General features: G+C 38.3%; 27 protein-coding genes and 1 pseudogene. 8 read left to right on the top strand and 20 right to left on the bottom strand.

From position 1 onward, the window contains the following. Positions 1-325: 325 nt before the first annotated feature. A complete protein-coding gene (alr, locus tag AWW73_RS11225) occupies positions 326-1,618 on the top strand; it encodes an alanine racemase (protein WP_062849673.1) in 1,293 nt (430 codons plus the stop codon). Positions 1,619-1,764: 146 nt separating this feature from the next. Here alr and AWW73_RS19205 read toward each other — a convergent pair. Both AWW73_RS19205 and AWW73_RS19200 read right to left on the bottom strand, forming a co-directional pair. Continuing rightward, positions 1,765-2,315: pseudogene (locus tag AWW73_RS19205) on the bottom strand (FAD-dependent monooxygenase); the annotation flags it as partial. 2 nt (positions 2,316-2,317) lie between these two features. Beyond that, positions 2,318-2,878 (bottom strand): FAD-dependent monooxygenase (locus AWW73_RS19200; protein WP_240491654.1); only part of this gene is annotated, 561 nt, incomplete at its 3' end. Between the two features lie 141 nt (positions 2,879-3,019). Between AWW73_RS19200 and pobR the strand changes: the two genes are divergently transcribed. Continuing rightward, positions 3,020-3,835 (top strand): IclR family transcriptional regulator PobR, encoded by an 816-nt coding sequence (gene pobR / locus AWW73_RS11215; RefSeq protein WP_062849672.1) that lies wholly within the window; start codon positions 3,020-3,022, stop codon positions 3,833-3,835. A gap of 62 nt (positions 3,836-3,897) precedes the next feature. Here the strand turns inward: pobR and AWW73_RS11210 are convergent, their stop codons facing one another. The 10 genes from AWW73_RS11210 to AWW73_RS11170 all read right to left on the bottom strand — a co-directional run bounded on the left by AWW73_RS11210 (position 3,898) and on the right by AWW73_RS11170 (position 13,626). Then, positions 3,898-4,281, bottom strand: coding sequence for a carboxymuconolactone decarboxylase family protein (locus AWW73_RS11210; protein ID WP_000064100.1), 384 nt, complete (start codon positions 4,279-4,281; stop codon positions 3,898-3,900). Then, a complete protein-coding gene (locus AWW73_RS11205) occupies positions 4,278-5,735 on the bottom strand; it encodes an NAD-dependent succinate-semialdehyde dehydrogenase (RefSeq protein ID WP_062849671.1) in 1,458 nt (485 codons plus the stop codon). Before AWW73_RS11205 ends, AWW73_RS11210 begins: the two co-directional genes overlap by 4 nt. Positions 5,736-5,873: 138 nt before the next feature. Next, positions 5,874-7,043: a hypothetical protein gene (locus AWW73_RS11200; RefSeq protein ID WP_062849670.1), complete on the bottom strand. Its 1,170-nt coding sequence runs from the start codon at positions 7,041-7,043 to the stop codon at positions 5,874-5,876. 25 nt (positions 7,044-7,068) lie between these two features. Continuing rightward, positions 7,069-8,475 carry a purine-cytosine permease family protein gene (locus AWW73_RS11195; RefSeq protein ID WP_031380571.1) on the bottom strand — a complete coding sequence of 469 codons (1,407 nt, stop codon included), beginning with the start codon at positions 8,473-8,475 and terminating at the stop codon, positions 7,069-7,071. Positions 8,476-8,513: 38 nt separating this feature from the next. Next, positions 8,514-8,657 carry a hypothetical protein gene (locus tag AWW73_RS18655; RefSeq protein ID WP_075382724.1) on the bottom strand — a complete coding sequence of 48 codons (144 nt, stop codon included), beginning with the start codon at positions 8,655-8,657 and terminating at the stop codon, positions 8,514-8,516. A 122-nt stretch (positions 8,658-8,779) separates the two neighbouring features. Next, on the bottom strand, positions 8,780-10,249 hold the full coding sequence (gene tgnC / locus AWW73_RS11190) for a (Z)-2-((N-methylformamido)methylene)-5-hydroxybutyrolactone dehydrogenase (RefSeq protein ID WP_062849669.1): 1,470 nt from the start codon (positions 10,247-10,249) through the stop codon (positions 8,780-8,782). An 11-nt stretch (positions 10,250-10,260) separates the two neighbouring features. Next, positions 10,261-11,298, bottom strand: coding sequence for a flavin-dependent trigonelline monooxygenase oxygenase component (gene tgnB / locus AWW73_RS11185; protein WP_004793333.1), 1,038 nt, complete (start codon positions 11,296-11,298; stop codon positions 10,261-10,263). Positions 11,299-11,300: 2 nt separating this feature from the next. Beyond that, positions 11,301-12,233: a flavin-dependent trigonelline monooxygenase reductase component gene (gene tgnA, locus AWW73_RS11180; protein WP_062849668.1), complete on the bottom strand. Its 933-nt coding sequence runs from the start codon at positions 12,231-12,233 to the stop codon at positions 11,301-11,303. A 30-nt stretch (positions 12,234-12,263) separates the two neighbouring features. Further along, positions 12,264-13,055, bottom strand: coding sequence for an alpha/beta fold hydrolase (locus AWW73_RS11175; protein WP_062849667.1), 792 nt, complete (start codon positions 13,053-13,055; stop codon positions 12,264-12,266). Beyond that, positions 13,024-13,626 (bottom strand): amino acid synthesis family protein, encoded by a 603-nt coding sequence (locus tag AWW73_RS11170; RefSeq protein ID WP_000420415.1) that lies wholly within the window; start codon positions 13,624-13,626, stop codon positions 13,024-13,026. The genes AWW73_RS11175 and AWW73_RS11170 overlap by 32 nt, the downstream gene beginning before the upstream one ends. A gap of 152 nt (positions 13,627-13,778) precedes the next feature. Between AWW73_RS11170 and AWW73_RS11165 the strand changes: the two genes are divergently transcribed. Together AWW73_RS11165 and AWW73_RS11160 are read left to right on the top strand one after the other, a co-directional pair. After that, positions 13,779-14,441 (top strand): GntR family transcriptional regulator, encoded by a 663-nt coding sequence (locus AWW73_RS11165; RefSeq protein ID WP_062849666.1) that lies wholly within the window; start codon positions 13,779-13,781, stop codon positions 14,439-14,441. A 62-nt stretch (positions 14,442-14,503) separates the two neighbouring features. Next, the gene (locus tag AWW73_RS11160) at positions 14,504-14,788 is read left to right on the top strand and encodes a DUF1330 domain-containing protein (RefSeq protein WP_001277471.1); all 285 of its coding nucleotides are present in this window, start codon (positions 14,504-14,506) and stop codon (positions 14,786-14,788) included. Between the two features lie 67 nt (positions 14,789-14,855). Here AWW73_RS11160 and AWW73_RS11155 read toward each other — a convergent pair whose 3' ends face one another. The 6 genes from AWW73_RS11155 to AWW73_RS11135 form a co-directional block, all read right to left on the bottom strand. Continuing rightward, positions 14,856-15,500 carry a glutathione S-transferase family protein gene (locus AWW73_RS11155; protein ID WP_062849665.1) on the bottom strand — a complete coding sequence of 215 codons (645 nt, stop codon included), beginning with the start codon at positions 15,498-15,500 and terminating at the stop codon, positions 14,856-14,858. Positions 15,501-15,594: 94 nt separating this feature from the next. After that, positions 15,595-15,783, bottom strand: coding sequence for a hypothetical protein (locus AWW73_RS11150; RefSeq protein ID WP_081409592.1), 189 nt, complete (start codon positions 15,781-15,783; stop codon positions 15,595-15,597). A gap of 147 nt (positions 15,784-15,930) precedes the next feature. Then, the gene (locus tag AWW73_RS11145) at positions 15,931-16,401 is read right to left on the bottom strand and encodes a hypothetical protein (protein WP_062849663.1); all 471 of its coding nucleotides are present in this window, start codon (positions 16,399-16,401) and stop codon (positions 15,931-15,933) included. 96 nt (positions 16,402-16,497) lie between these two features. Next, complete coding sequence (locus AWW73_RS18650) at positions 16,498-16,644, bottom strand: hypothetical protein (protein WP_016141421.1); 147 nt, start codon at positions 16,642-16,644, stop codon at positions 16,498-16,500. A gap of 218 nt (positions 16,645-16,862) precedes the next feature. Then, on the bottom strand, positions 16,863-17,072 hold the full coding sequence (locus AWW73_RS11140) for a cold-shock protein (RefSeq protein WP_000072127.1): 210 nt from the start codon (positions 17,070-17,072) through the stop codon (positions 16,863-16,865). Positions 17,073-17,304: 232 nt separating this feature from the next. After that, positions 17,305-17,625, bottom strand: coding sequence for a hypothetical protein (locus AWW73_RS11135; RefSeq protein WP_062849662.1), 321 nt, complete (start codon positions 17,623-17,625; stop codon positions 17,305-17,307). A 386-nt stretch (positions 17,626-18,011) separates the two neighbouring features. Between AWW73_RS11135 and AWW73_RS18645 the strand changes: the two genes are divergently transcribed. From AWW73_RS18645 to AWW73_RS19090, 3 genes are all read left to right on the top strand, one after another. Continuing rightward, complete coding sequence (locus AWW73_RS18645; RefSeq protein WP_081409591.1) at positions 18,012-18,164, top strand: hypothetical protein; 153 nt, start codon at positions 18,012-18,014, stop codon at positions 18,162-18,164. Positions 18,165-18,343: 179 nt separating this feature from the next. Further along, complete coding sequence (locus AWW73_RS18960; RefSeq protein ID WP_125699389.1) at positions 18,344-18,460, top strand: hypothetical protein; 117 nt, start codon at positions 18,344-18,346, stop codon at positions 18,458-18,460. Between the two features lie 340 nt (positions 18,461-18,800). Beyond that, a complete protein-coding gene (locus tag AWW73_RS19090; protein ID WP_025470329.1) occupies positions 18,801-19,034 on the top strand; it encodes a hypothetical protein in 234 nt (77 codons plus the stop codon). Positions 19,035-19,269: 235 nt separating this feature from the next. Here the strand turns inward: AWW73_RS19090 and AWW73_RS11120 are convergent, their stop codons facing one another. After that, complete coding sequence (locus AWW73_RS11120; protein WP_062849661.1) at positions 19,270-20,163, bottom strand: NAD(P)/FAD-dependent oxidoreductase; 894 nt, start codon at positions 20,161-20,163, stop codon at positions 19,270-19,272. Between the two features lie 243 nt (positions 20,164-20,406). Here AWW73_RS11120 and AWW73_RS11115 point away from each other — a divergent pair, with 243 nt between their 5' ends. Further along, a complete protein-coding gene (locus tag AWW73_RS11115; protein WP_062849660.1) occupies positions 20,407-21,051 on the top strand; it encodes a TetR/AcrR family transcriptional regulator in 645 nt (214 codons plus the stop codon). Between the two features lie 88 nt (positions 21,052-21,139). Here AWW73_RS11115 and AWW73_RS11110 read toward each other — a convergent pair whose 3' ends face one another. Next, positions 21,140-21,694, bottom strand: coding sequence for a TetR/AcrR family transcriptional regulator (locus AWW73_RS11110; RefSeq protein WP_081409593.1), 555 nt, complete (start codon positions 21,692-21,694; stop codon positions 21,140-21,142). Positions 21,695-22,413: the final 719 nt, after the last annotated feature.

Here is a 22,413-nt window from a genome sequence, read left to right as displayed (position 1 = left end):
ATGTTATATTTTAAAAAAATTAATTAAAAACAGCACAACCAAATAGATTAAAAAAATAACACTCAAAAAAATATAATAAATTTTCTGCTTGTTTTTTAATGAAGGTATATTTAGATTTAATTAAGATTAATTGAAATCACATTTACATTTTTCAATTTAGTCTAAGCAAAATTAAATTTTACTTAATAGTGACTATAATATTTTAAGGAGAAAGTATTATTGCGACTAAATCGTGTGACATTTTAAATCAATTATATTTCTGTACTTAACCATAAAAACCCACCCAGCGTTAAAATATATTCAGCCAGGAAAGATTAAAAAACTCATGAAACTTAAAACAAAATTTTCTCATCTCGCTTATAGCTGTGCATTAATATTATTCGGTTCGGTGCAATTTGCTCATGCAGCTCCCTTACTCACTCCCCATGTTACAAATGAAGTAAGCCCTGCACCTACAGCAAATGCATGGATAGAAATTGATACTCAAGCTTTTGAAGATAATATTAAAAAGACAAATCAGTTACTTAATGGCAAAACACAACTTTGTATAGTCATGAAAGCTAACGCATATGGCCATAGTATTGATCTACTTATGCCAAGTGTTATGAAGTTAAACGTATCTTGTATTGGCATTACCAGTAATGCTGAAGCGGCTATGGTACGTAAGCATGGCTATAAAGGCAAAATTACACGTTTACGTACAGCCACAGATAGTGAAATTATCAACGCACAGGCGTTAAATATTGAAGAGCTTTTGGGTAATTATGACCAAGCTGCCCGTATCTCTAAATGGGCGGAAGTGAATAATACAACTGTTCATTACAGCTTGGCTTTAAATTCAGGCGGCATGGATCGTAATGGTCTTGAAATGTTGTCAGAACAAGGTAAAGGACAAGCTGTCGCGATCACCAAACTGCCCCATCTTAAAATTGATGGCATTATGACCCACTATGCCGTAGAGGATGAAAAATTTGTTCGTGAGCGTCTGGCACAATTTAATGAACAAACTGCATGGTTGATTAAAAAAGCCAAACTCAATCGTAAAGAATTAACATTACATACAGCGAATTCATTTGCTACCGTAAACGTTCCTGAATCACATTTAGATATGGTCCGTGCAGGTGCAATTATATATGGGGATTTTCCTAATCACCCTGAATTTAAAGGTATGATGGCATTTAAAACACAAATTGCCGCAGTTAATAATTACCTTAAAGATTCAACTGTAGGTTATGACCAGACCTACACGTTGAAACGTGACTCTAAACTAGCAAACCTCCCTGTAGGTTATTCGGATGGCTACCGTCGTAGTTTTAGTAATAAAGCTTTTGTATTAATAAATGGACAAAAAGCGCCAGTGGTGGGTCGAGTATCAATGAATACTGTTATGGTTGATGTAACAGATATTCCAGAGGCGAAAGCAGGCGATGAAGTTGTTTTATTTGGTCATCAAGGCAATGCTGAAGTTAAAACGAGTGATTTAACCAGTCTTACAGGCCATATTTTGACAGAAGCGTATATCCCGTGGAGTAACTCTAATCCACAAGTGATTAAACCCCTTCAATCTCAGCAACAAGTGATATTAACCAATAAAAAAGTTACGGCAACCGCCCACTAAACTTTAAGTTGATTGATAAGTAGCCCTATATTTTGAAAAGTATCGGGCTACTTTTAGCTGAATCACATCTTTCAAGCGATCTTATTCCATCCAGTTTTTATATAAAAAAGAGCACTTTCATGCCCTTTTTATTTTTTAACTAGCCTTTAGCTCGCATGCTTAAAACTATCAATTTGCTTAATCTCATAAGGCAAACCGACATAGTTTTCAGCCAATGTGGTTTTACCCGCAATTGAACCAAGCACATAACTTAACTCTGCTTGTTTAATCTTATGATCAAACTCGCTTTCAGTTTCAAAGCGATGCAATAAATGAGTCATCCACCAAGAAAAACGCTCAGCTTTCCATACTCGTTGTAGGCATTTTTCTGAGTATTCATTTATACCTTGCTCTGAACCCTCAACATAATATTCAACAAGTGCACTTGATAAATAAGCAATATCAGAAGCCGCGAGGTTTAGGCCTTTTGCTCCTGTTGGTGGAACAATATGCGCAGCATCACCTGCTAAAAATAGTTTTCCGAAACGCATTGGCTCGGTCACAAAGCTGCGTAATGGCGCGATACTTTTTTCAATAGAAGGTCCTGTCACTAACTTTTCACGGCTTTCAGGATCTAGGCGATTTTTTAACTCATCCCAAAACTTTTCATCCGACCAATCTTCGACATGATCTGTTAAAGGAACTTGTAAATAATAACNNCCAGCCAAATGGATAAACTTTTTCAAAGGTTTTAATTTTATCTTCTGGCACGCTGGCACGGCAGACACCATGGTAGCCATCACAACCAGCAATAAAGTCACACTGAATTTGAAAGGCTTTACCTTGGTACTCAAACTCAACTTTCGGCGCAGTATAGAAATCTTTCACTTGTACATTTTGAGCTTCATAAAATGAAGTAAGCTGCTCTGCTTCACGGGCAGTCATTAAATCTTTGGTGACTTCGGTCTGACCATATACGGTCACTTGTTTTCCACCCGTGAGTGCGGCTAAATCAACCCGATGCAATTCACCATTGGTTAAGATTTCAATGCCCGAATGCGGTAATCCTTTTTCTTTTAAATTTTGGTCAACGCCAGCTTGTTTCAGTAAGTCGACCGAAACTTGCTCTAAAATTCCTGCACGAATCCGTGAAGCCACATATTCAGCACTACGTTGCTCAACAATAATATGGTCGATGCCAGCTTTATATAGAAGTTGCCCAAGCAATAACCCTGCTGGTCCAGAACCAATAATTGCAACCTGTGTCTTTAAAATATCCATAACTTCATCCTTGTTTCATCCTGACTTTTAAATTACTGGCTTTAAGTTTTATGCACTATGTATCCAAGACGAAAATAACCGTTTATCATTTAGTTTGTCCGAATAGCGGACAGAAACAACCAAAATAACAGGAATGAAAGGATGCCTTCTCTCGATGCTTTTTTAGAGCACCCAAACTCGCATGAGAAAATTCGTCAAGAAGACTACATTGCAGGATTAGCAAAAGGCTTGGCTTTGCTGGAAGCTTTTGGAACAGATCGGCAACGGCTCAATGTCACTCAAGTGGCCGAGCGAACCGGTATTAGCCGAACAGCGGCAAGGCGTTATCTAAAAACTTTAAAATACTTAGGCTATTTAGAAACTGATGAACATTACTTTTGGCTCACTCATCGTGTGCTGCGCTTTTCGAGTTCATATTTAAGCTCTGCTCACCTGCCTAAAGTTGCCCAATCATTTTTAAATCTTTTGTGCGCGCAGACGTCTCTTACTTTTTCGATAGTGGTGTTAGACGATAATGAAGTCGTACCGATTGCCCGTAGCTATTTACCGCAGCAAGATAATTTGCGTGTAAGCCCTTATGGTATGCATTTAGGTAACCGACTGCCTGCCCATGCAACTTCTACGGGTAAAGTATTGCTTGCAGCACTGTCTGAAGAAGCTCAGCACACGTGGGTAAAAACTTACGGTTTAAAGCGCTTAACCCCTTTTACCCTTGTAGATGAGTCAAAGTTTTTTGAAGTACTTAAGGGTATTTCGTTATCGGATTATTGTCTTTCTAAAGAAGAACATGAGCTTGGCGTGATTGCGATTGCCGTACCCGTTTTTAATGCACAAGGTCAAGCGGTGGCAGCGCTTAACTGCATGTCTCAAACCAACCGCGTACAAGAAGATTATTTAGTTCAGCAAATTTTGCCCTTGCTGCGTAACACGGCAAATGAACTTAGAAATGTGATTTAAATTATATAAATAAGGCCTCGTCCACTTGAACAAGGCCTTTTTATAATATTCAAACCGAAAGTTTATTGCTCAGATTCAAACTCTTTAATTGCTTCTTTAGCAATACGAAAGCTATCTACAGCTGCAGGTACGCCACAGTAAATAGCTACCTGTAACAGCACTTCACGAATTTTCTCTTTAGGTACGCCATTTCGAAGTGCACCTTTAACATGTAGTTTTAACTCATGTGGACGATTTAAAGCTGAAATCATTGCCAAGTTAATTAAGCTACGCTCAGGCTTACTTAACTCTTCACGTCCCCAAACAGCTCCCCAACAATATTCAGTCACTAACTCTTGAAGAGGAAGATTAAATTCATCGGCATTATTAATTGAATTATTTACATATTCTTCACCAAGAACTTGTTTACGGATTGCTAAACCCTTTTCAAATTTTTCATTACTCATATATTCAATCCTCCAAACAAGGTGTATTTAATTTCCAGATAATCTTCAATACAGTATTTAGAACCTTCACGCCCCAAACCAGACTGTTTAATTCCACCAAAAGGCGCAACTTCATTAGAAATAAGGCCTTTATTAATTCCAACCATGCCATATTCGAGCTGTTCACTCATTCGCCAAGCACGGCCTAAATCTTTGGTATAACAATATGCAGCTAAACCAAATTCAGTTGCGTTTGCCATTTCTACCGCTTGTTGCTCGGTTTCAAATTTAAATACGGCTGCCAGTGGGCCAAACGTTTCTTGAGTTGCCACATCCATATCAGCGGTAACATCTGCAATCAGTGTCGGCTCAAAAAACAATTCACCCGCTTTATGTTTTTTACCACCAATCACAAGACGACCATTTTTATCTAAGGCATCTTGAATATGAGCTTCAACTTTTTTCACCGCATTGGCATTAATTAATGGTCCAATGTCATGCCCTGCTTCTAATCCATTACCAATATTAAAGTTTTGAATTTTTTGGCTTAGGGCAGCAATAAATTTTTCATAAATGCCAGCCTGTACCAAGAATCGATTGACGCAGACACAGGTTTGCCCTGCATTTCTAAATTTGGCAATGAGTGCTCCCTCAATTGCTGCATCTAAATCGGCATCATCAAATACAATAAACGGTGCATTGCCACCCAACTCTAAGGAAACTTTTTTTAAAGTTTTTGCTGAACGCTCAAGCAACATTTTGCCGACTGGTGTTGAACCGGTAAAAGTAAACTTGCGTACGACATCACTTTCAAAAATCGCATCACCAATATGAACTGCATCACCTGTAATCACACTAAAAATTTCAGCAGGCACGCCAGCTTGTACAGCTAAGTCCACTAAAGCCAAGGCAGTAAAAGGTGTTTCTGGTGCCGGTTTTACAATGCAAGGACAACCTGCCGCCAAGGCTGGAGCCACCTTGCGCGTAATCATGGCAGCCGGAAAATTCCAAGGTGTAATGGCTGCAACGACGCCAATAGGCTGTTTATTTACAACAATTCGAGCATCGGGATATGGGCTTGGAATAATATCGCCATACACTCGTTTTGCTTCTTCGGCAAACCATTCAATAAAACTGGCAGCATATAAAATTTCACCTTTGGCTTCGGCTAAAGGCTTTCCTTGCTCACTTGTTAAAATAAAAGCCAAGTCATCTGCATTTGAAATAATTAAATCAAACCATTTTTTTAAAATAATTGATCGATCTTTTGCTGTTTTATTTTTCCATAACGGCCAAGCTTCTTTGGCAGCTTCAATGGCACGCTCGGTCTCAGCCTTACCCATATTGGGGACAGTACCAATCACTTCTAATGTCGCCGGATTTAAAATTTCGGATGTTTGTTGATGGTCTGCATCGCACCACTTTCCAGCAACAAAGGCTTGCTGACGAAATAAAGCGAGTTCATTAAGCTGCATGATCATTATCCTGTTGAGATCTTCTGCATTGATAGTGAAGCGATAGATAAATTAAATAGCTCACCATCAACTTTGTATTATGGCATACCAAAAATTAATTTAAAAAAATTTTCGGCATGCCCGAATGTTTAAATGTCTTTAAAAATGATAAAACAGCGTTAAGTTAAGCAACTTATTCCACTGGTTATCATCCCCTTGTGCCAATGAATCTTGAGTCCCACCAATGAACGGGTCATTTTTACTCATGATGTATTCAGCCACCAAAGATAGTTGTTTATGGTCAATAGACACACCAATAATATTACGGATTGAATCTTTCATATTGTCCTGATCTTTATCGTACTGACTGTACATAAAGTACGGCGTAATGTTTCCGATCTGCTTAACATTTTTGAAAGAGTAGCCCACATCTGCGGTATAGAACGTTCCTTTGTTCGCGACATAATATTCAGTGTCGTAGGAACCCATGAGTGACTGATTAGGATTGAGCTGATCCTGATTAGTTACATCATTTTTACCACCTGTAAGGGTCACATTAAAATTGCCATAATTGGCTTTACCAAAAAGTGCCCATGCATGACGACGCCCATCACTCGAAGCCGCTTTATTTTCAATATCCGATGTCCAATATGAACCACCGAGCTGTGTGGTTAAACCATTAATTCCAAGATTTACATCTTGAGTCACTCGGCCCACCCACATGTTCTTTTCTTGCAAATCGGTTTTATTCGGATCGTCTGAACTCACGTAGTTTGCTGTATAGCGACCTGAGTCTTTTGTAGAACCTGTGTAGTTTCCGCCATCTACTGCAAAATAACCCAAATCAAACTTAGTTGCCGTCGGCAATTCAAAGTGATAATTCAAACCAAGATTATGAACATCTTCTAAGCCTGCGGTTGTGCTCATACTTCCATATAGACTATTGCCCCAGAAACGTCCCGGCCCAAATGGAATCGGCTGAACACCTGCCACCACCTGATCTGTTTTATTTAATTTGTATCCCACATAACCATCAACCAACGTAGAAAAATCACATAGACGGTCATATTGATAACAACGATATTCCGCATGACCAAATAAAGGTCCACGCTCGTAGTCCAGTTTTAACTGCGCAGCATCAAAACGAATTTTTTGATCAGAAGCAGTTTCACCATAATGTTTATCTTGATAGTTAGCGCGGACATAGCCCGATACGGTGAGCTTACCGTATTCACCATCGGTATCTCCAAAACTTACACCTGCGTAACTTGGATAAATTACGGCCATCAATGCTGCGCTTAGAGCCGCTTGTAAATAGCTTTTTTTCATTGTGGGATTCCTTTCACTACAATGCTTATTGAGGTAATTTTGCGTTTAATGCAGGTGCAGAACATTTAATCTTTCCTAGATTAAAGGCGTAATACACCACCAGACTCACCACCAATCCAATCACCCATGAAATATCCGCATCCGGAATTACATCGGCCAGTGCACCGGTGAAAAACGCATTTTTTAAGAATGGAATTTGTACCGCGATCCCAATGAAATAAGCTGTAAGCGCTTTTGCATTAAATTTGCCGTAAATACCACCATCACGTGCAAAGATAGACTGAATGTCATAAGACTTTTTATTCACGACATAGAAATCTAGTAAATTAATAGACACCCATGGCACCAAAATAAATAACAGAGCAAAAATCACATTCAAGAAGAAACTAATAAAGTTACTTGATGCCCAAAGCGCTGTTAAAGTCGCTAGAACTAATACAATGATTGATAACACGACTCGGATATTTCGGCTTGGCATCCACTGCCCTGCAAAAGTCTGAATAGAGGTAATACAGGAAAGAACCGCACCGTAGAGGTTCATAGCATTGTGACCAATGATATTGCATAAAAACAAAATCATAAGAACATAACCGAACAACCCAGTGCCTGACTTTACCGCTTCCATAGCATCTGTGGTTGAGCCAATACTGACCGCAATCGTCCCAAATGCCATCGCAAAAATGGTTCCTAACGATGCGCCTAAATAGGTAAAGATAAATGGCTTATAAATACCAATCGACTTCGGTAAATATCGCGAATAGTCTGAGGTATAAGGCGAGAAACTAATTTGCCATACCGCACACAAACCAAACATGGCAAACCAGCCTTTCATATTGAAAGAGCCTTTGGCAAGTACATCTGCATTAATATGCGGCACCATAATCATGAGCCCGATGAGCAACGAACCACCCATAAACCAAGTTCCAATTTTATTGAACTTATGAATAAAGTGATAACCGATCACGCCAATTGTAGTTGCTGCAATCGCACCAATCACGGTTGCGGTCGGCACAGGAATGGCAGGAACAACGGTATGAAGGGTTTTGCCTGACAAAATAATGTTAGAGATGAAAAAACCTAAATAAATGAGGGTGGTAAACAGTACAACCAGCAATGCCCCATAACGCCCGAACTGTGCGCGGCTCTGAATCATTTGAGGAATGCCGACCTGCGGACCTTGTGCAGAGGTTAAGGCCAGAATCGCTGCACCAAAAAAATGTCCGCAGCAGATCGCAAGCAATGCACTTACGATATTGAGGTTAAAGGTTAAAATTGACATTGCACCCGTAATGACGGCAAGCGGTGCAATATTGGTACAAAACCATAATGTGAATAGATCGCGAACTTTCCCATTACGTTCAGAGGGAGCAACATAATCAATAGAATGACTTTCGATAGCGAAAGCATTATTGCTATTTTCGTTTTGGCTCATATCCTTAATCTCTCTTTGAGGAATTCATTTCCTCAACATCAAAAAATCTGCCCAGCCAAAGTCATTTCAATATGACTCGGCTTCATCTTTTTATTTCCTTTTACAAACAGCTCATTTCTCTGTTTGTGTTGTTTTAGCCAAGAAAAAGGTAAAGCCAGTCCGATCAATACTTGATTAAGCATCGATACATCTAGTTTTACGTTTTCAACTATTTAAAGCTTTAGGCGATTACTGGGTTTGACTGATTCATTTTTTCATCCTTGAAATTAAAATCCCGTTATATTTTCATACCTCAAGTCATGATTTATCTCATGACAAATGGGTCATCAATTGGCTCATCTGAGGTACGTAACCAAACTGTTTTGGTGGTGGTGTAATCTAGAACAGCATTTGCGCCACCTTCCCGCCCATGTCCCGAAAGTCCATGTCCACCAAAAGGTGCAAGTGGTGAAACAGCGCGGTAAGTGTTTAACCAAACAATTCCCGACCCAATGACTTTGGTCATACGGTGCGCACGGCTTAAATTGGTGGTAAAAACGCCAGCTGCCAACCCGTAAGGCGTGCTATTGGCTTTTTGCACAGCTTCCGCTTCATCTTTGAAACTATCTACCGATAACACCGGACCAAATAGTTCTGTGGTAATGCAATCTGCTTGAGGCGCATCGGTGCAATCTAAAATGGTCGGTGGATAGTAATACCCTGCTCGCTCTAGGCTTTTACCGCCAGTAAGAAGTTTTGCCCCTTGCTGGATTGAACTTGCAACGACTTGCTCGATTTTTTGGCGTTGGCGTAAAGTACAAAGTGGTCCAAACTCGGTTGCCATTTCATGAGGTAAACCAATTTTTATGGTTTGTACACGCTCAACCAAACGCTGAACAAATTCATCTTTAATGCTTTCTTCAACCAGTAAGCGTGAACCTGCCACACAACTTTGCCCAGTAGCAGCAAAAATAGCAGCGACCTGAGCATTTACCGCACTTTGAATATCTGCATCAGCAAATACAATAAATGGAGATTTGCCACCTAATTCGAGTGAAACTTTTGCAAGATTTTCAGCCGAGTTACGCACAATGTGTCTTGCCGTTTCTGGACCACCTGTAAACGCAACATGTGCAACATCTGGATGACTACTCAGCACGGCGCCACATTCAGGTCCGAAACCGGTAATCACATTGACCACTCCAACCGGAAAACCCGCCTCATGGACCAATTTAGCAAAAGCTAGCAATGGCCCAGGGCCGTCTTCAGAGGCTTTTAACACGACGGTACAACCTGCCGCTAAAGCTGGCCCTACCTTCACTGCCGATAGAAATAACTGACTGTTCCAAGGAACGATTGCAGCAACCACACCTACTGGTTCACGAACAATCCACGCTTGCATGTCTGCCTTATCAATCGGTAGAAAACTACCCTCTAATTTGTCGGCAATACCTGCATAGTAGCGATAATATTCAGCGACATAGGCAATCTGGCTCGAAGTTTCACGAATAATTTTGCCCGTGTCACTGGTTTCAATTTGTGCCAATTGCGGTGCAGCTTTTTCAATTAAATCAGCCAGTTTATAGAGCAATTTACCGCGCTGTGAAGCAGTTAAACCTGCCCAAGCCGGTGCCTTTAACGCACTTGATGCGGCCTGAACTGCTCGATTGACTTCATCGGTTCGAGCTTCCGGCATGTGTGCCCAGACTTCACCTGTTGCAGGATTAATACTTTCAAAAGTCGCTGCACCAGATTCAAACTGACCATTAATATAAAGCTGAAAATCTGCTGTCATGATATTCGCCTCTATGCAAATGCCGGCATAACTTCATTGATCATACGTTCTAATGAGGCTTTTTTACGTTCAAAGCTCATGCCCGTATCAATCCAGAAAGAATATTCGTTGTAACCCATCGCTTCATAAGCTTTTAAGCGGTCAATCACTTCTTGGGCCTGCCCAATCACGTTATTTTTGCGCATCGCTTCTGGTGTATAAAAAGGATGTGCAGCAATTTCTTCAGCACTTAAAGGTGCGATTAAACCTTGATTAATTTCACGCTCATTTTTAAACCATGCGCCGAAATAGTTATAGAAGGTGTTAATTTCATCTGCTGCTAGTTGAGCATCTTCTTCACTATCTGCCACATAGGTATGGCGGAGCAACATAATTTCAGGGCGCTGAATTTCATTGAACTTTTCGCAAGCTGCATTGAAATGCCCCATGAGCTTTTCAACTTCTTCGTCACCTAAATGCAAAGGCGTTACCTGTACATTACAGCCATTTTGCACAGCAAATTCATGGCTATTTGGATCACGGGCAGCAACCCAAATTGGTGGATGCGGTTGTTGAAGCGGTTGAGGTGCTGAAGTGGTTTTTGGAAACTGCCAAAATTCACCGTTATGCTCATAATCGCCTTTCCAAAGGTTTTTAATGGCAGGAATCATTTCACGTAAACGCTGACCTGCACTCCATGCATCCATACCCGGAACCATACGTTCATATTCAAACGAATATGCACCACGAGCAATACCAATATCTAAACGACCATTGGTAATAATGTCGGTCATTGCAGCTTCGCCTGCAAGTTTAATCGGATGCCAAAATGGTGCTACCACCGTACCTGTACCTAAACGAACATTTTTGGTTTTATTGGCTAAATCGACTAGATTTAAAAATGGGTTTGGTGCAATGGTAAAGTTCATGGCATGGTGTTCGCCTGTCCAAACCGCATGCATACCACCACGGTCTGCAATCTGACAAAGCTCAATCATTTCATCATAAAGCTGCTTCTGGGTTTGCTGATCAGAAACACGTTCCATATGCACAAATAATGAAAAACGCATGATTAAACTCCCTCTTTAACGATTTGACGAACTGTACCTGTTGTCTGATTTCCGTAATAAACCCCATACGTTTTCAGATGGTTTTCTTTGCGATAGCGCATCAACATACTTTCTAAAGCACTATCTACAAACTCTAGCTTTTCAAGATCATTTAAATCGACAAACTGACCTTTGGTGGCTTGAGCTACGGGTGTGTTGCATAAAAATGAAATATATTGCTGTTGGTTTTCAACGTTTTCATATACAGAGTAAATGAAGTTGGCAGAAGCATCTGGCTGATATTCTGTAAAGATTTTCTCAAGCGCTTTATCGGCACCGTCTTTATCTACCATCACATGTGGAATAGTCCATTTATGATCGGCAGTTTCTTCAAGCAAAATGGTATTTTCATGACCAATGATCGCACTCATCACCACTTTAGGACCAGAGATGACCTCGGCAGAAAGTTTGGCTGGTGTGAAATATCCACCACGATAATAACCAAGACCTGCAAAACCTGTCGAAGCAAAATCTTCAACTTTACCAATTAAAATGGCGTGGTCACCTGCATCGACAACCTGATAAGTTGTACAGTCAAACCATGCACTCACATGATCGATCAGCGGGTTTTGGCAAGCACTTTTTGACCATGAAAGATTTGCAAAACGGTCTTCGCTTGGACGAGCAAAGGTATTCGAAACATCCTTTTGCTCTTCTGCCAAAATATTAATTGCAAAATGAGTGGTATTTGCAAAGTTATGATAATTGCTTGATGTCTTGGCAATACTCACTAGAAGTAAAGCTGGGTCCAAAGACACCGAAGCAAAAGAGTTTGCTGTAAAGCCAAGTGGCGTTCCATCTTCTTTACAGGTTGTGACCACGGTAACGCCCGTCATAAATGATCCGAAAGCATCGCGTAGTTCACGTATTTTATTAATTGTATCCATTTCACTCATTGTTATATTCCTTCAGCAATGTGTGGCAATTTAAACGCTGGTTTCCAACCACGCTTGCATTGCATTATTCACTTTGTCAGGTGCAGTCAAGTTCACCATGTGACGTTCATTTTCAATGACAATTGCAGTGCCATGCTTTGCTTGATTCGCCATTTGCACAGCCATTTCGGCAGTTGAGTTCGGATCATCCGTTCCGGTCAACACCAAAGCAGGACAAGTAATCTTTGACCAGTCATCTGCATAGGTTTCATCGCCTTGCGCAAAAGCAGAATATGCAGTGGTATAACCAGACAAGTCGACATTTTCGAGCCATGATTTCACTTTGGCTGCCGCTATACGCTCGACTTCGCTTTCACCAAACCAGCGCTGTAGCGGAGTCTCAACATCAATACGACCTGTTTTTAACTCTTCAGCTCTTTTGATCACGGCATTACGTGCTTGTGTTGTACGTTTATATACACCATTGAGCACCGCCATCCGTTTAACTAAATCAGGACGGGTAACGCTAACTCCTGTGGTAATCAGCGAGCCCATTGAATGTCCCGCTAAATTTACAGGCCCTAAATTTAAGGCTGTAATAAATTCGATGGTCCATTCAACAAAATCTTGTAATTTTGCGTCTGACGGTAATTTGGTGCTTTGACCATGGCCCGGCATATCTACTGAAATTACATGATAATGTTTAGAAAAATATTCAATTTGTGGATACCATGCCGCAGCTTGCATTCCCACTCCATGGATCAGAACCAGAGGCTCTCCTTCGCCTTGCTCAAAATAGTGAGCAATACGGTTATTTGACAGCTGCAGGGTTTTTGACATCATGACCTAACTCTTCCAAATCTTTATAACGATCACCAATACGATGATGTGGTCGACCACCTGTTGCTGCACCAATCACAACAACCAGCTCATCGGCAGCAGGCGCATCTGGAATTGCAAATTGCAATGTTAAGTAATGAGAACGACGGCCTTCGTCATTTTTATCCATCATTGGAATTAAAATCGGCGCGTTTGCTGGGCCACGGGTATTGTTAAATGCTAAATAAGATTTCGCACCAACAGCACTACGGTAAGTATTACCAAAATGTAAGGTATGAATTAAAGCTGAAGCATGCTCAAGTTCACCGTTTAAGCCCACCACTGCACTTTTACCAAAAGCTTCAACAGCTTCGCCCGAACCGACTTCATCAAGAATAAGCTTGGTTAAATGTTCGCTTAAGATCGGCGCAATGCGGCGAATTTCCGGTGTTAGGTTTTCTACATAGCCTTGCCCTGCCCACGGATTTTTAATCACCGCTGCGGCTGCCACCATTTTTAAAGGCTTTGCTGCTTCTTTGCCGCCATCTACATAAGTGGTTTCTACATGAAGCACTGTTTTACGTATGAGTTCCATTGCTCTTCCTTGCAAGTAAATTATCTTGTCATTCGTATTATGGTATACCATAATACATACTGAAAAAAAAGCAAGAGTTTGCTATGCTAATTTTTATTGAAAAACATGTGATGAAACTCAACATGTTAAAAAACAGGAAAATTTAATTATTTATGAATCTTAAAATTGAAAACCCGCCCGTAACATTACGAGAGCTGTGTTTAGATAAAGTGCGCAATGCCATTATTACGGGCTATTTCCCTTCAGGAAAAAGACTGGTTGAAAGAACGTTATGTGAAGAACTCGGCGTGAGCCGCTCTGTGGTTCGCGAAGTGATTCGTTATTTAGAAGCAGAAGGTTTAGTTGAGATTTTGCCAAATAAAGGCCCTATCGTTTCGCTACTTAACTGGGACATCGCTTCACAGATCTATGAAATTCGTCTTTTGTTAGAGCAAAGTGCTGTGGTTGACTGCACTAAAAACCTCGATGATAAAACTGCTGAAAAATTAAAGCTTCTATTAGAAGATCTTAAAGCTGCTTTTGCTGCCGATGACATCAATCTGATTATTGCGACTTCAACCCAGCTTTACCAAACCATCTTCGCTACCGCAAATCATCATATTGCTTGGGAAGTGGTGCAACGCTTAAATGGTCGAATTAGCCGTCTTCGTGCCATGACCATGAAATCAACAAAACGTGAAATTTCAGGTTATCAACGTATTAAAAATATGTGTGAAGCCATCTATCTTCACAAAAACCCAGAAAAGGCAAAAAAAGCGGTTGCTGAACATATTGCTGAAGCTGCGGCTGTCGCAAAAAATATTTTAGATGCGTGAAATCACAAATTTTAGGAAAAGGTAAATAGACCTTTATTTAATAAATTATAGGGAAATACGATATGTCTGCTTACTGGATTGCTCATGTCACTATTCATGATATGGAACAATATAAACAATATATGGCCACTGCTCCGCAAGCTTTTCAAAAGTACGGTGCCAAGTTTCTTGCCCGTGGCGGTGCCTCAGAAGTTTTAGAGGGGCAAGAGTTTGAACGTCACGTGGTGATTGAGTTTCCAGATATGGAAACCGCACGTGAATGTTATTTTTCACCTGAATATCAGCTTGCCAAAAGTAAACGTCAAGGCTGCTGTGATGTTATGGTGAGTTTTGTTGAAGGGATCTAAATTGCTGAATTGATTTCTCTACTTGAGAAATCAATTCTTTTTTTAAGTGCTTAAGGGTATTTCGTTTTTAGGCATTGGTTTGGTGATGAAGATTTTGTTCTATAGACATGGCTTTTTGCCAGCTTTCTAAGCTTTCTAGACTTTTTACATATTGTTCAATATTGAGATATTTTGAGCGAATATTTAAAGAATTAATTAGACCATAGACTACAAAACCAATCATAAAATCTGCACCCGTTAAGCTATTGCCTACTAAGAATTTTTTGCCTAGTAATTGTTGATCTAAATACGAAAATACTTTATCCAACTCAGCATGTGCATATCGGTCCAAGAACTTTAATTGAGTGCCATTTTTTAACTCAATTGAATTAAAAATATTTAATAAATATGGAACCATAGCCGAACTTTCTGAAAAATGAATCCATTGTAAATAATCAAGATAACTGTCTGAATCTTTCGCAGGCATAAGTTGTGGAGCAAACTTTTCAATCAAAATTTCTACAATTGCACCTGATTCTGCAATTACTTTTCCATTGAGCTCAATCACAGGTGATTTTCCTAAAGGATGTATGTTTTTTAATTCTTGAGGTGCAAGATTTGTAGTTTTATCTCGAAAATAACGTTTTAATTCATAAGGTTGATTAATTTCTTCAAGTAACCACAGAATGCGAAATGAGCGTGAAGCATTTAAATGATGAAGAATAATAGACATTAATTTTCTCTTTTAAACTAGAAGGACAACAAAGTAATGCCTCACTATATAGATTAGTAGACGACCGGTCTAATATTTTTTGTTATCAGTACAGCTAACGACTGTATATTGGATCTTCCTCAACAAAAAACACTTCCCCCGATGAGGGTAAAACCCATTGATAAGTTCCTTCTATTTTCTGCATTTTTTCTTTAAAAATATTATATATTGCTACAAGAACATGTTTTTCATCATATTCTCCTATATAGCCAAGTTCCTTTTCTTCGTGAAAATCTCTAAACATTTTGTGCATTTTTACTGGTTTAAGTTCCATATCCTTTCTCTTTTTTATTATCACTCTAATTATTATGATCCTTTTTTTATTTTAAATACTAAAAAAATGTACCAAAATATATCTTATAGCAATATCAATTAAATGGTCATTAGGTATTTAGTATTTATCAAACCTAAACTTTTCCATATCATAAGGTATATCTAGCTTCACGCTCCATTTGCTTGTCTTTTCACTTATTATAATTGCATCAACCTCAAAAGCATCCTTATCACTAAAACCTTTTATTTTTAAAAAATTAACAAAAATTGAGGCATTTATTTTATTAAGATAACCAACTCTTAAAGTATCTATATAGACTGCGATTTTATCTGTTTCTTTTTCGAGGCATATTACAGCATTTTTAAAAACCTTATTTCTATCACCATTTTGGTTACCGACTAAAGTTATCAGTTCTTCTTGGTATAAAGTTACAATAATTTCATGTTCAAAAAAGTTTTTATTCTCTGTAAATATTTTACCAGCTATTTTTAGGGTACTTTCGGGAAGTTCCAGACTAACTTTAGAAAAAACTTTAAATAAAATATAAGCCAAAACAAAGAAAATAAAAATTATTATAATAAAAGACATATTTAAAATATTCCTCTTAATTTTATAAACTGGCAAAAAGAATAATTATTCTTTCTACCAATCCATCATTTAAGAAAAAATAAATTTATTATATTATTATTTTTTCTCTTCTTTCTCATTTGGATTTACTTTTTCTACATCATTCTGATCAGGAGTTTTTGGCTCAAACTCTTTACCATCTTGCTGTTGCTGTTGTTGCTCTTTTGATTTGTCTTGATCGCTTTGAACTTGGTCTTGAGACATTAGAGTCTCTGCTATTTAATGGTGTGCAGATGATTATCTAACACTTAGTTAACATAGTCCTTTTACCTATATATAGATACAACGCAAGTGTATCTGAATGTGATAGTGTTGTTTATTATCATAATAATGCATATTTTTTAATTTATTTAAAATTATCTTGGTGATTAATATACTAAAAACAAAAAAAGCACCTAAGGTGCTTTTTTTATTTTTAAATATTATTGAGCAATAATATTTGTAGCTGTAGGACCTTTTTGGCCTTGAGCTATATTAAAGGTAACACGTTGACCTTCATATAAGGTTTTAAAACCAGAACTACTGATTTCTTTGAAATGTGCAAAAACATCTGGGCCTGTATCTTGTTGAATAAAACCAAAACCTTTAGTTTCATTAAACCACTTCACTGTACCAATTGCTGTATTAGACATAATATATCCTTTGATTTTTAATAATATAAAGCCATATTTCATGACTCATTAAACTTTGAAAAAATAATAACAAATTGAGTTTAAGATCTTAAAAAACGAAGGATTATGAATAAAACTACGATACTAAAAGAGGATTTACTAATAAGTCTTTTTTTCTAGTTAATTCGAGTATACGCTAAATAAATATTTATACAACAAATTTAAAAATATTTATTTATTATCACCTCGTAATTTAAAAATAATAATTCTTAGATACAGAAATACTTTTTATAAAACCTGCTAACCAAAGAATAAATTCATGTTCATTCTCAAAATTAGGAAGAAGGCTTAAATCTATTTTTACTACACGCTCTTTCATAGGCCGATTTAAGCAATTTTCAAAATCAATAACACTATATTTTAACTGCAAATTATTTGTAGCAGCTTCTTTTTTAATTTCAATTAACAATCTATTGAGACAATCTACTAAATTCTTAGAAGTCTGATTTTTAAGATGAATATTATGATAAACACTTTCAGCCACATCAAAATATTTATTCATTTCAGTATCCATATTTTTCTCATTTTCTAAGCAATTTGATTGAGTATGCATGTAAAACTGTATCTTTATGTTGTATAAATATATTTGAAGATCAACTATAGCACTTCAATAGAAATACCCAACTTTAACTTAAGGAGTTTAAATAATATATTTAGTTTAATTGTAATTATTAAAAAACCATTAAAAACAATAGCGATTTAGGGCTATGTTAACTCTTGTATTTGATTAAAATACCCTTCTACTTATATATCAACAGACTATTTGATTTAAAGAAATATGATGTCGATAATTAAACAGTTTCAGGCACATATTTCTACATAGAGTTCTCACAATCACCGCAATGTAACTAAATTAAAAGCCTACGATAAAGCTTCCTTACGATGATTAAGAAGTTTAAAATGTCTGATTTCAAAGAATTCTCTAAAAAAACCACACAAAATCAAAATGATTCGAATGCTAAACCTACTGAGGAAAAAACTGAAAAGACTGTACAACCCCCTGAAGCAGAAAATAATCCTGCCGAAAATAATAATAAAAACAAAGAGGTATAAATAATTAACTCAGAAGCTCTATACTAAATAGAACTTCTGTTTAGCATTATATTAATTAAAAAATATTTTACCTAAAATTTCTTCATTAAAAATCAACTACCCGCCTAATTTCACAGATATATTTATTTTAATTTAAGCAAGTTCAAATCTTTTATTTAATATTAATTCAACTCTTCTTTGTGCATCACAAAAATCAATCTCTTCACTTATCCAAAACGTATGAAGTTGTCCATGTAAATGAAAATGCTCTTTATTATATTGTGAACCATGGTCAGAATAATGACTATCTACTCTGAAATGATTTTGATCGTCTTTTCTTTTTTTCCCGTTAAGTATACCGCCAATACAGATATCCATTTTAAAGCCAATAATTAATCGAAATTGACTATAACACATAGAGCGCTGTTGCTTAAAAAAGAGTTGTTACCATTATTTTACAGAATCATATAAAGTTTTCTTATTGTGGTGTATCTACTTAAATTTAAACAGAATAAATAAATATGATGTATGTTAAAAATACTTCGATCTGCAATATGAATATTTATTTATCTAAAATTTATAACATTTTCAAAATAATTCTTCTGGGAAGAGACAAATCACTATATGCTGCATGAACAACTTACAGAAATTATCCTCATGTCACAGCAGACCCTGCTACAAGAACTGAACTCCAGAATCGATTATTACTCTAACAGAACAGACTACCCACTACGCAGAATTTTGATAGGTTACCGTGCATACGCAAAATTGATGCTATGTGCATCTTTCTCAGATGAAGTTATAAATTCTGCAATTGACCCAAACAAACGAAAATATAAAAAGTTAAAAATCAAAGTCACCAAAGATGATGATCAACTCGAACTTGAATGAATCAATCAAAGCGGCTCATCCATTCGTGCTTTTAGACAATTGGTGTCATGAGGCTAGAAAGTCCAATTCTAAAATATAATCTTTTCAATTCTCGAAATGCTTAGAAAAACAAAGAGGCCGAAACCTCCTTATTCTTATTACAATAAAATTCAGTCATCAATTGGCGAACGCTTGCTTAGAAGTGCCTTTAATCAAAAGCTAACGATCACATAGTCAAAGAAAAGAATATTTGCACTCAAACTAGCATCGACTGCTGAGCAGAGATACCCGCGAGTGCGCCTTGAGATGATGCTGCGGTAACTGAAGACATGAGTGGATTAGCGAGATCACCAGCGGCATAGATACCAGGCATACTGGTTTCACGACGTTCATCAACTTTAAGAGCTATACCGAAAGGTGTATTGACCGTGGCAAGACCCAATGATTCGTGTAAGCCTGCGGACGGCTTAGTGTCTGGATGTGCAAATAGAATATCAACCATGACATTTTGATGGTTATCAAGACCTACAGTTACTGTGCGCCCTTCGTTATGGACAATTTCGGTAATCTGGCCTTCTACCACATTTACATTACGGCGTTCGAGATCTGCCAGAACATCAGCAGAAATCTCGTGACCATTGGTGAAGACTGTTAATGTACTCGTCCAATCATGATATAGACGTACATAATTGAGGGACTTTGGACCAGACCAGATGAGCCCCCAATGTTGATCAGCAACTTCAAAACCATCGCAATAAGGGCAAGGCACGATAGATGCACCCCAATTTTCAGCAAAGCCAGAAATATCAGGCATCTGATCGACAACACCATAGCTTAAGATAAGGCGGCGTGCGCCCATAGTTTTGCCATCGTGAGTCAGAACAGAGAAGTTATCGATAGAACCAGAGATGCTTTCAGCCCGAGCATTGACTAGCTTAATCGTTGGATAGCGTTCTAACTGTCGACGTGCTTCAGCTAAGATTTCTAGCGGTGGTTTATGGTCATGTCCAAGCAAACCATGAGAATGACCAGCGAAGCGATTGCGCGGCAGTCCCGTGTCAAGAACAGTGACCTTACGACGGGCACGGCCGAGTTGCAATGCAGCGGCAAGACCAGCAAAGCTGCCTCCTATAATGATGACATCATCCATAGTGATAGGCTCCTAATTTAAATCAAGAAGTTAGCTGATGCCTGAAGCAATTAATCCACTTCGACATTGTTAAGAAAGTCACCCATCTCTGTGCTGCCCCATCGAACAACATGGTGTTAGATATGCAGGAGGAGATCTAGGTCTAAAAGACATCGCTGAGATCTAATCACTGGCTTGCACATTTTGGATACTTCATGGTATCGTAATTCAGCAATTAAGATACTGTCAAGGACTATAATTATTGTGAGCGAGAAAAAAAGAAGTCAACGTGGTCGGCCAGTCAATCAAGCATTAGCTCAAACGATAGTGGATGCTGCGTATGAACTTTTTGTCGAATTGGGTTTTCAAGCAGCGACATTGGACAAAGTTGCCCAGAAAGCAAAGATATCGAAGCTTAGTATCTATCGACATTTCGAAAATAAAGAGGCCCTTTTCAGCGCAGCAATATTGGATCGGTGCCAACAGTTTGCACCACAAACTCTTTTTGAAGGACTCCAAGGTTCAGCCGAAGAACAGCTCATGGCGGTGGGATCGTCCTTACTGCGTACATTATTAAGCCCAGACGTTCGTAGTGTCGAGGCTATGATCGTAGCCGATAAGACAAACCAAAAGACATTAAGCAAGCTCCATTATGAAGCTGGCCCTACCCATGTCATCACCCAAATTGAGGCCATGCTATGTCAGTTGCATACCAAAGCGCTTCTGAACGTGCCTGATCCTTTTCAATCGGCTCGAATGTTTGCCGCTCTTTTTAAAGGGTGTGATCTGTTAATGATTGCGCGTTTTGATGAAGCACGAGCAACGGACGACCATGAAATCGAATCCTATTGTCGATCGGCTGTTAAAATGTTCATCGCGGCTCATGGTGGTAACGACAAGACGGGTTAATATGCCTTGTCGTTGCAAATAAAACATTATTTTTAGCACCATTCATATAGCGAACATCAGCCTGTAAGCCCGTATTTATGTATATGTTTTAAACGAACCCTACAAAAAAACAATCCAGCACCTTTTCTCTCTCATCCACTTGATTTGAGTCTAAAAGCTGAATGATTGCGCCTTCAATCATATATAAGAACAGTTTGGCATCTTGAAAAGTCGCATCGGTGTTTAGTTTTATAAGCTGGCTATAGATTTCATTGATCAGCCATGTTCGATATCTCACCGCGATTTGATAAGTGTTTGGATAGATCAGTTTCGTTTCAAAAATAGCTTTAAATAATAGAAAGTACAGCCCTTCTACATCGGTATGTAAGAAATAAAGTTTCTTGAGTTTATCGATTGCGCTTGTGCGTTGGTCGTACTCAACAATTGAAACCACTTTTTCTTTTAAACGTTCTTTTTGTACGATCAAACAAATTTCAATAAACCGCTCTTTTGAGTGAAAGAAGTTATAAAAAGTCGCTTTGGTAATTTCACACTCTTTGACGATTCGATCCACCCCAACTGTATGAAACCCACGATGGTGAAATAAATCAATCGACTTATTGATGACGTGTATGGCACGAGAAGAAAGCACTAAATTTGGCATAGTTTTACCGTTATAAATTCTTGTTGTTTCTAAGCGAGATACTTTTTTGGGAGAAAAAAAGGCATAGCAAAGCCGTAAAGACTGTGCTTGGCACATCTCAAGTTTGTTGTTGCTAAGTTTTAAGTAAAAATGACTTTAAGCCTAAAAACCTTAGGGCGTTCAAGCTGCTTTAATTTTTAAGCTGTGTCGTTATAGCTTTTGGCATCGAGAGCCAAGAAATAATGGATGTGCAAAACCAACTCCTTTTTATTGGGAGTTCTGCCGACATTAAAATTATGGTGGCAGAACGAGAAAGGGTTCGCGGACTGGTGAAAGATATAACCAGCACACCCGAAGGTGTCCCTCTCCCGTCCTACCGCAACGGGAGGAGACGAGGAGTTCACGCATAAGACTATCCCTCAGAAGGAATAACTCTGATGCGATCTTTCATCACGGTCCGCGACGACCGTCTGGCAATGTAGGCCAGCAGGCAAAGGATAGTGTTCTACCCTTTTGCAGTCAAGCACGCAAAATGCCATTTGTTTTAAATTAAATCATTAGAAAAGTACGGCTAAATAATGAGTGGGTTATTGTTAAGTGGGGCGTTATAGAGGGAGGATTTTCTAGACAATTTCTTTGGATGAAATTAGGGTTAAATAACTAACGGCCCTATTTCACTACTAAGGACCATATAAATCCGTCCTAATTTAAATTTATAAGTAAAATCAATTTGAAATTAG

The organism is Acinetobacter lactucae, assembly GCF_001605885.1.
Taxonomy (GTDB): domain Bacteria; phylum Pseudomonadota; class Gammaproteobacteria; order Pseudomonadales; family Moraxellaceae; genus Acinetobacter; species Acinetobacter lactucae.
The sequence above is the reverse complement of the archived record's forward strand: the minus strand, read 5'-3'. Positions and strand labels throughout refer to the sequence as shown.

Coding starts and splice junctions, on each gene's coding strand:
- alr (WP_062849673.1), top strand. CDS start 326: ATGAAACTTAAAACAAAATTTTCTCATCTCGCTTATAGCTGTGCATTA.
- pobR (WP_062849672.1), top strand. CDS start 3,020: ATGCCTTCTCTCGATGCTTTTTTAGAGCACCCAAACTCGCATGAGAAA.
- AWW73_RS11210 (WP_000064100.1), bottom strand. CDS start 4,281: ATGAGTAATGAAAAATTTGAAAAGGGTTTAGCAATCCGTAAACAAGTT.
- AWW73_RS11205 (WP_062849671.1), bottom strand. CDS start 5,735: ATGCAGCTTAATGAACTCGCTTTATTTCGTCAGCAAGCCTTTGTTGCT.
- AWW73_RS11200 (WP_062849670.1), bottom strand. CDS start 7,043: ATGAAAAAAAGCTATTTACAAGCGGCTCTAAGCGCAGCATTGATGGCC.
- AWW73_RS11195 (WP_031380571.1), bottom strand. CDS start 8,475: ATGAGCCAAAACGAAAATAGCAATAATGCTTTCGCTATCGAAAGTCAT.
- AWW73_RS18655 (WP_075382724.1), bottom strand. CDS start 8,657: ATGCTTAATCAAGTATTGATCGGACTGGCTTTACCTTTTTCTTGGCTA.
- tgnC (WP_062849669.1), bottom strand. CDS start 10,249: ATGACAGCAGATTTTCAGCTTTATATTAATGGTCAGTTTGAATCTGGT.
- tgnB (WP_004793333.1), bottom strand. CDS start 11,298: ATGCGTTTTTCATTATTTGTGCATATGGAACGTGTTTCTGATCAGCAA.
- tgnA (WP_062849668.1), bottom strand. CDS start 12,233: ATGAGTGAAATGGATACAATTAATAAAATACGTGAACTACGCGATGCT.
- AWW73_RS11175 (WP_062849667.1), bottom strand. CDS start 13,055: ATGATGTCAAAAACCCTGCAGCTGTCAAATAACCGTATTGCTCACTAT.
- AWW73_RS11170 (WP_000420415.1), bottom strand. CDS start 13,626: ATGGAACTCATACGTAAAACAGTGCTTCATGTAGAAACCACTTATGTA.
- AWW73_RS11165 (WP_062849666.1), top strand. CDS start 13,779: ATGAATCTTAAAATTGAAAACCCGCCCGTAACATTACGAGAGCTGTGT.
- AWW73_RS11160 (WP_001277471.1), top strand. CDS start 14,504: ATGTCTGCTTACTGGATTGCTCATGTCACTATTCATGATATGGAACAA.
- AWW73_RS11155 (WP_062849665.1), bottom strand. CDS start 15,500: ATGTCTATTATTCTTCATCATTTAAATGCTTCACGCTCATTTCGCATT.
- AWW73_RS11150 (WP_081409592.1), bottom strand. CDS start 15,783: ATGTTTAGAGATTTTCACGAAGAAAAGGAACTTGGCTATATAGGAGAA.
- AWW73_RS11145 (WP_062849663.1), bottom strand. CDS start 16,401: ATGTCTTTTATTATAATAATTTTTATTTTCTTTGTTTTGGCTTATATT.
- AWW73_RS18650 (WP_016141421.1), bottom strand. CDS start 16,644: ATGTCTCAAGACCAAGTTCAAAGCGATCAAGACAAATCAAAAGAGCAA.
- AWW73_RS11140 (WP_000072127.1), bottom strand. CDS start 17,072: ATGTCTAATACAGCAATTGGTACAGTGAAGTGGTTTAATGAAACTAAA.
- AWW73_RS11135 (WP_062849662.1), bottom strand. CDS start 17,625: ATGGATACTGAAATGAATAAATATTTTGATGTGGCTGAAAGTGTTTAT.
- AWW73_RS18645 (WP_081409591.1), top strand. CDS start 18,012: ATGTCTGATTTCAAAGAATTCTCTAAAAAAACCACACAAAATCAAAAT.
- AWW73_RS19090 (WP_025470329.1), top strand. CDS start 18,801: ATGTCACAGCAGACCCTGCTACAAGAACTGAACTCCAGAATCGATTAT.
- AWW73_RS11120 (WP_062849661.1), bottom strand. CDS start 20,163: ATGGATGATGTCATCATTATAGGAGGCAGCTTTGCTGGTCTTGCCGCT.
- AWW73_RS11110 (WP_081409593.1), bottom strand. CDS start 21,694: ATGCCAAATTTAGTGCTTTCTTCTCGTGCCATACACGTCATCAATAAG.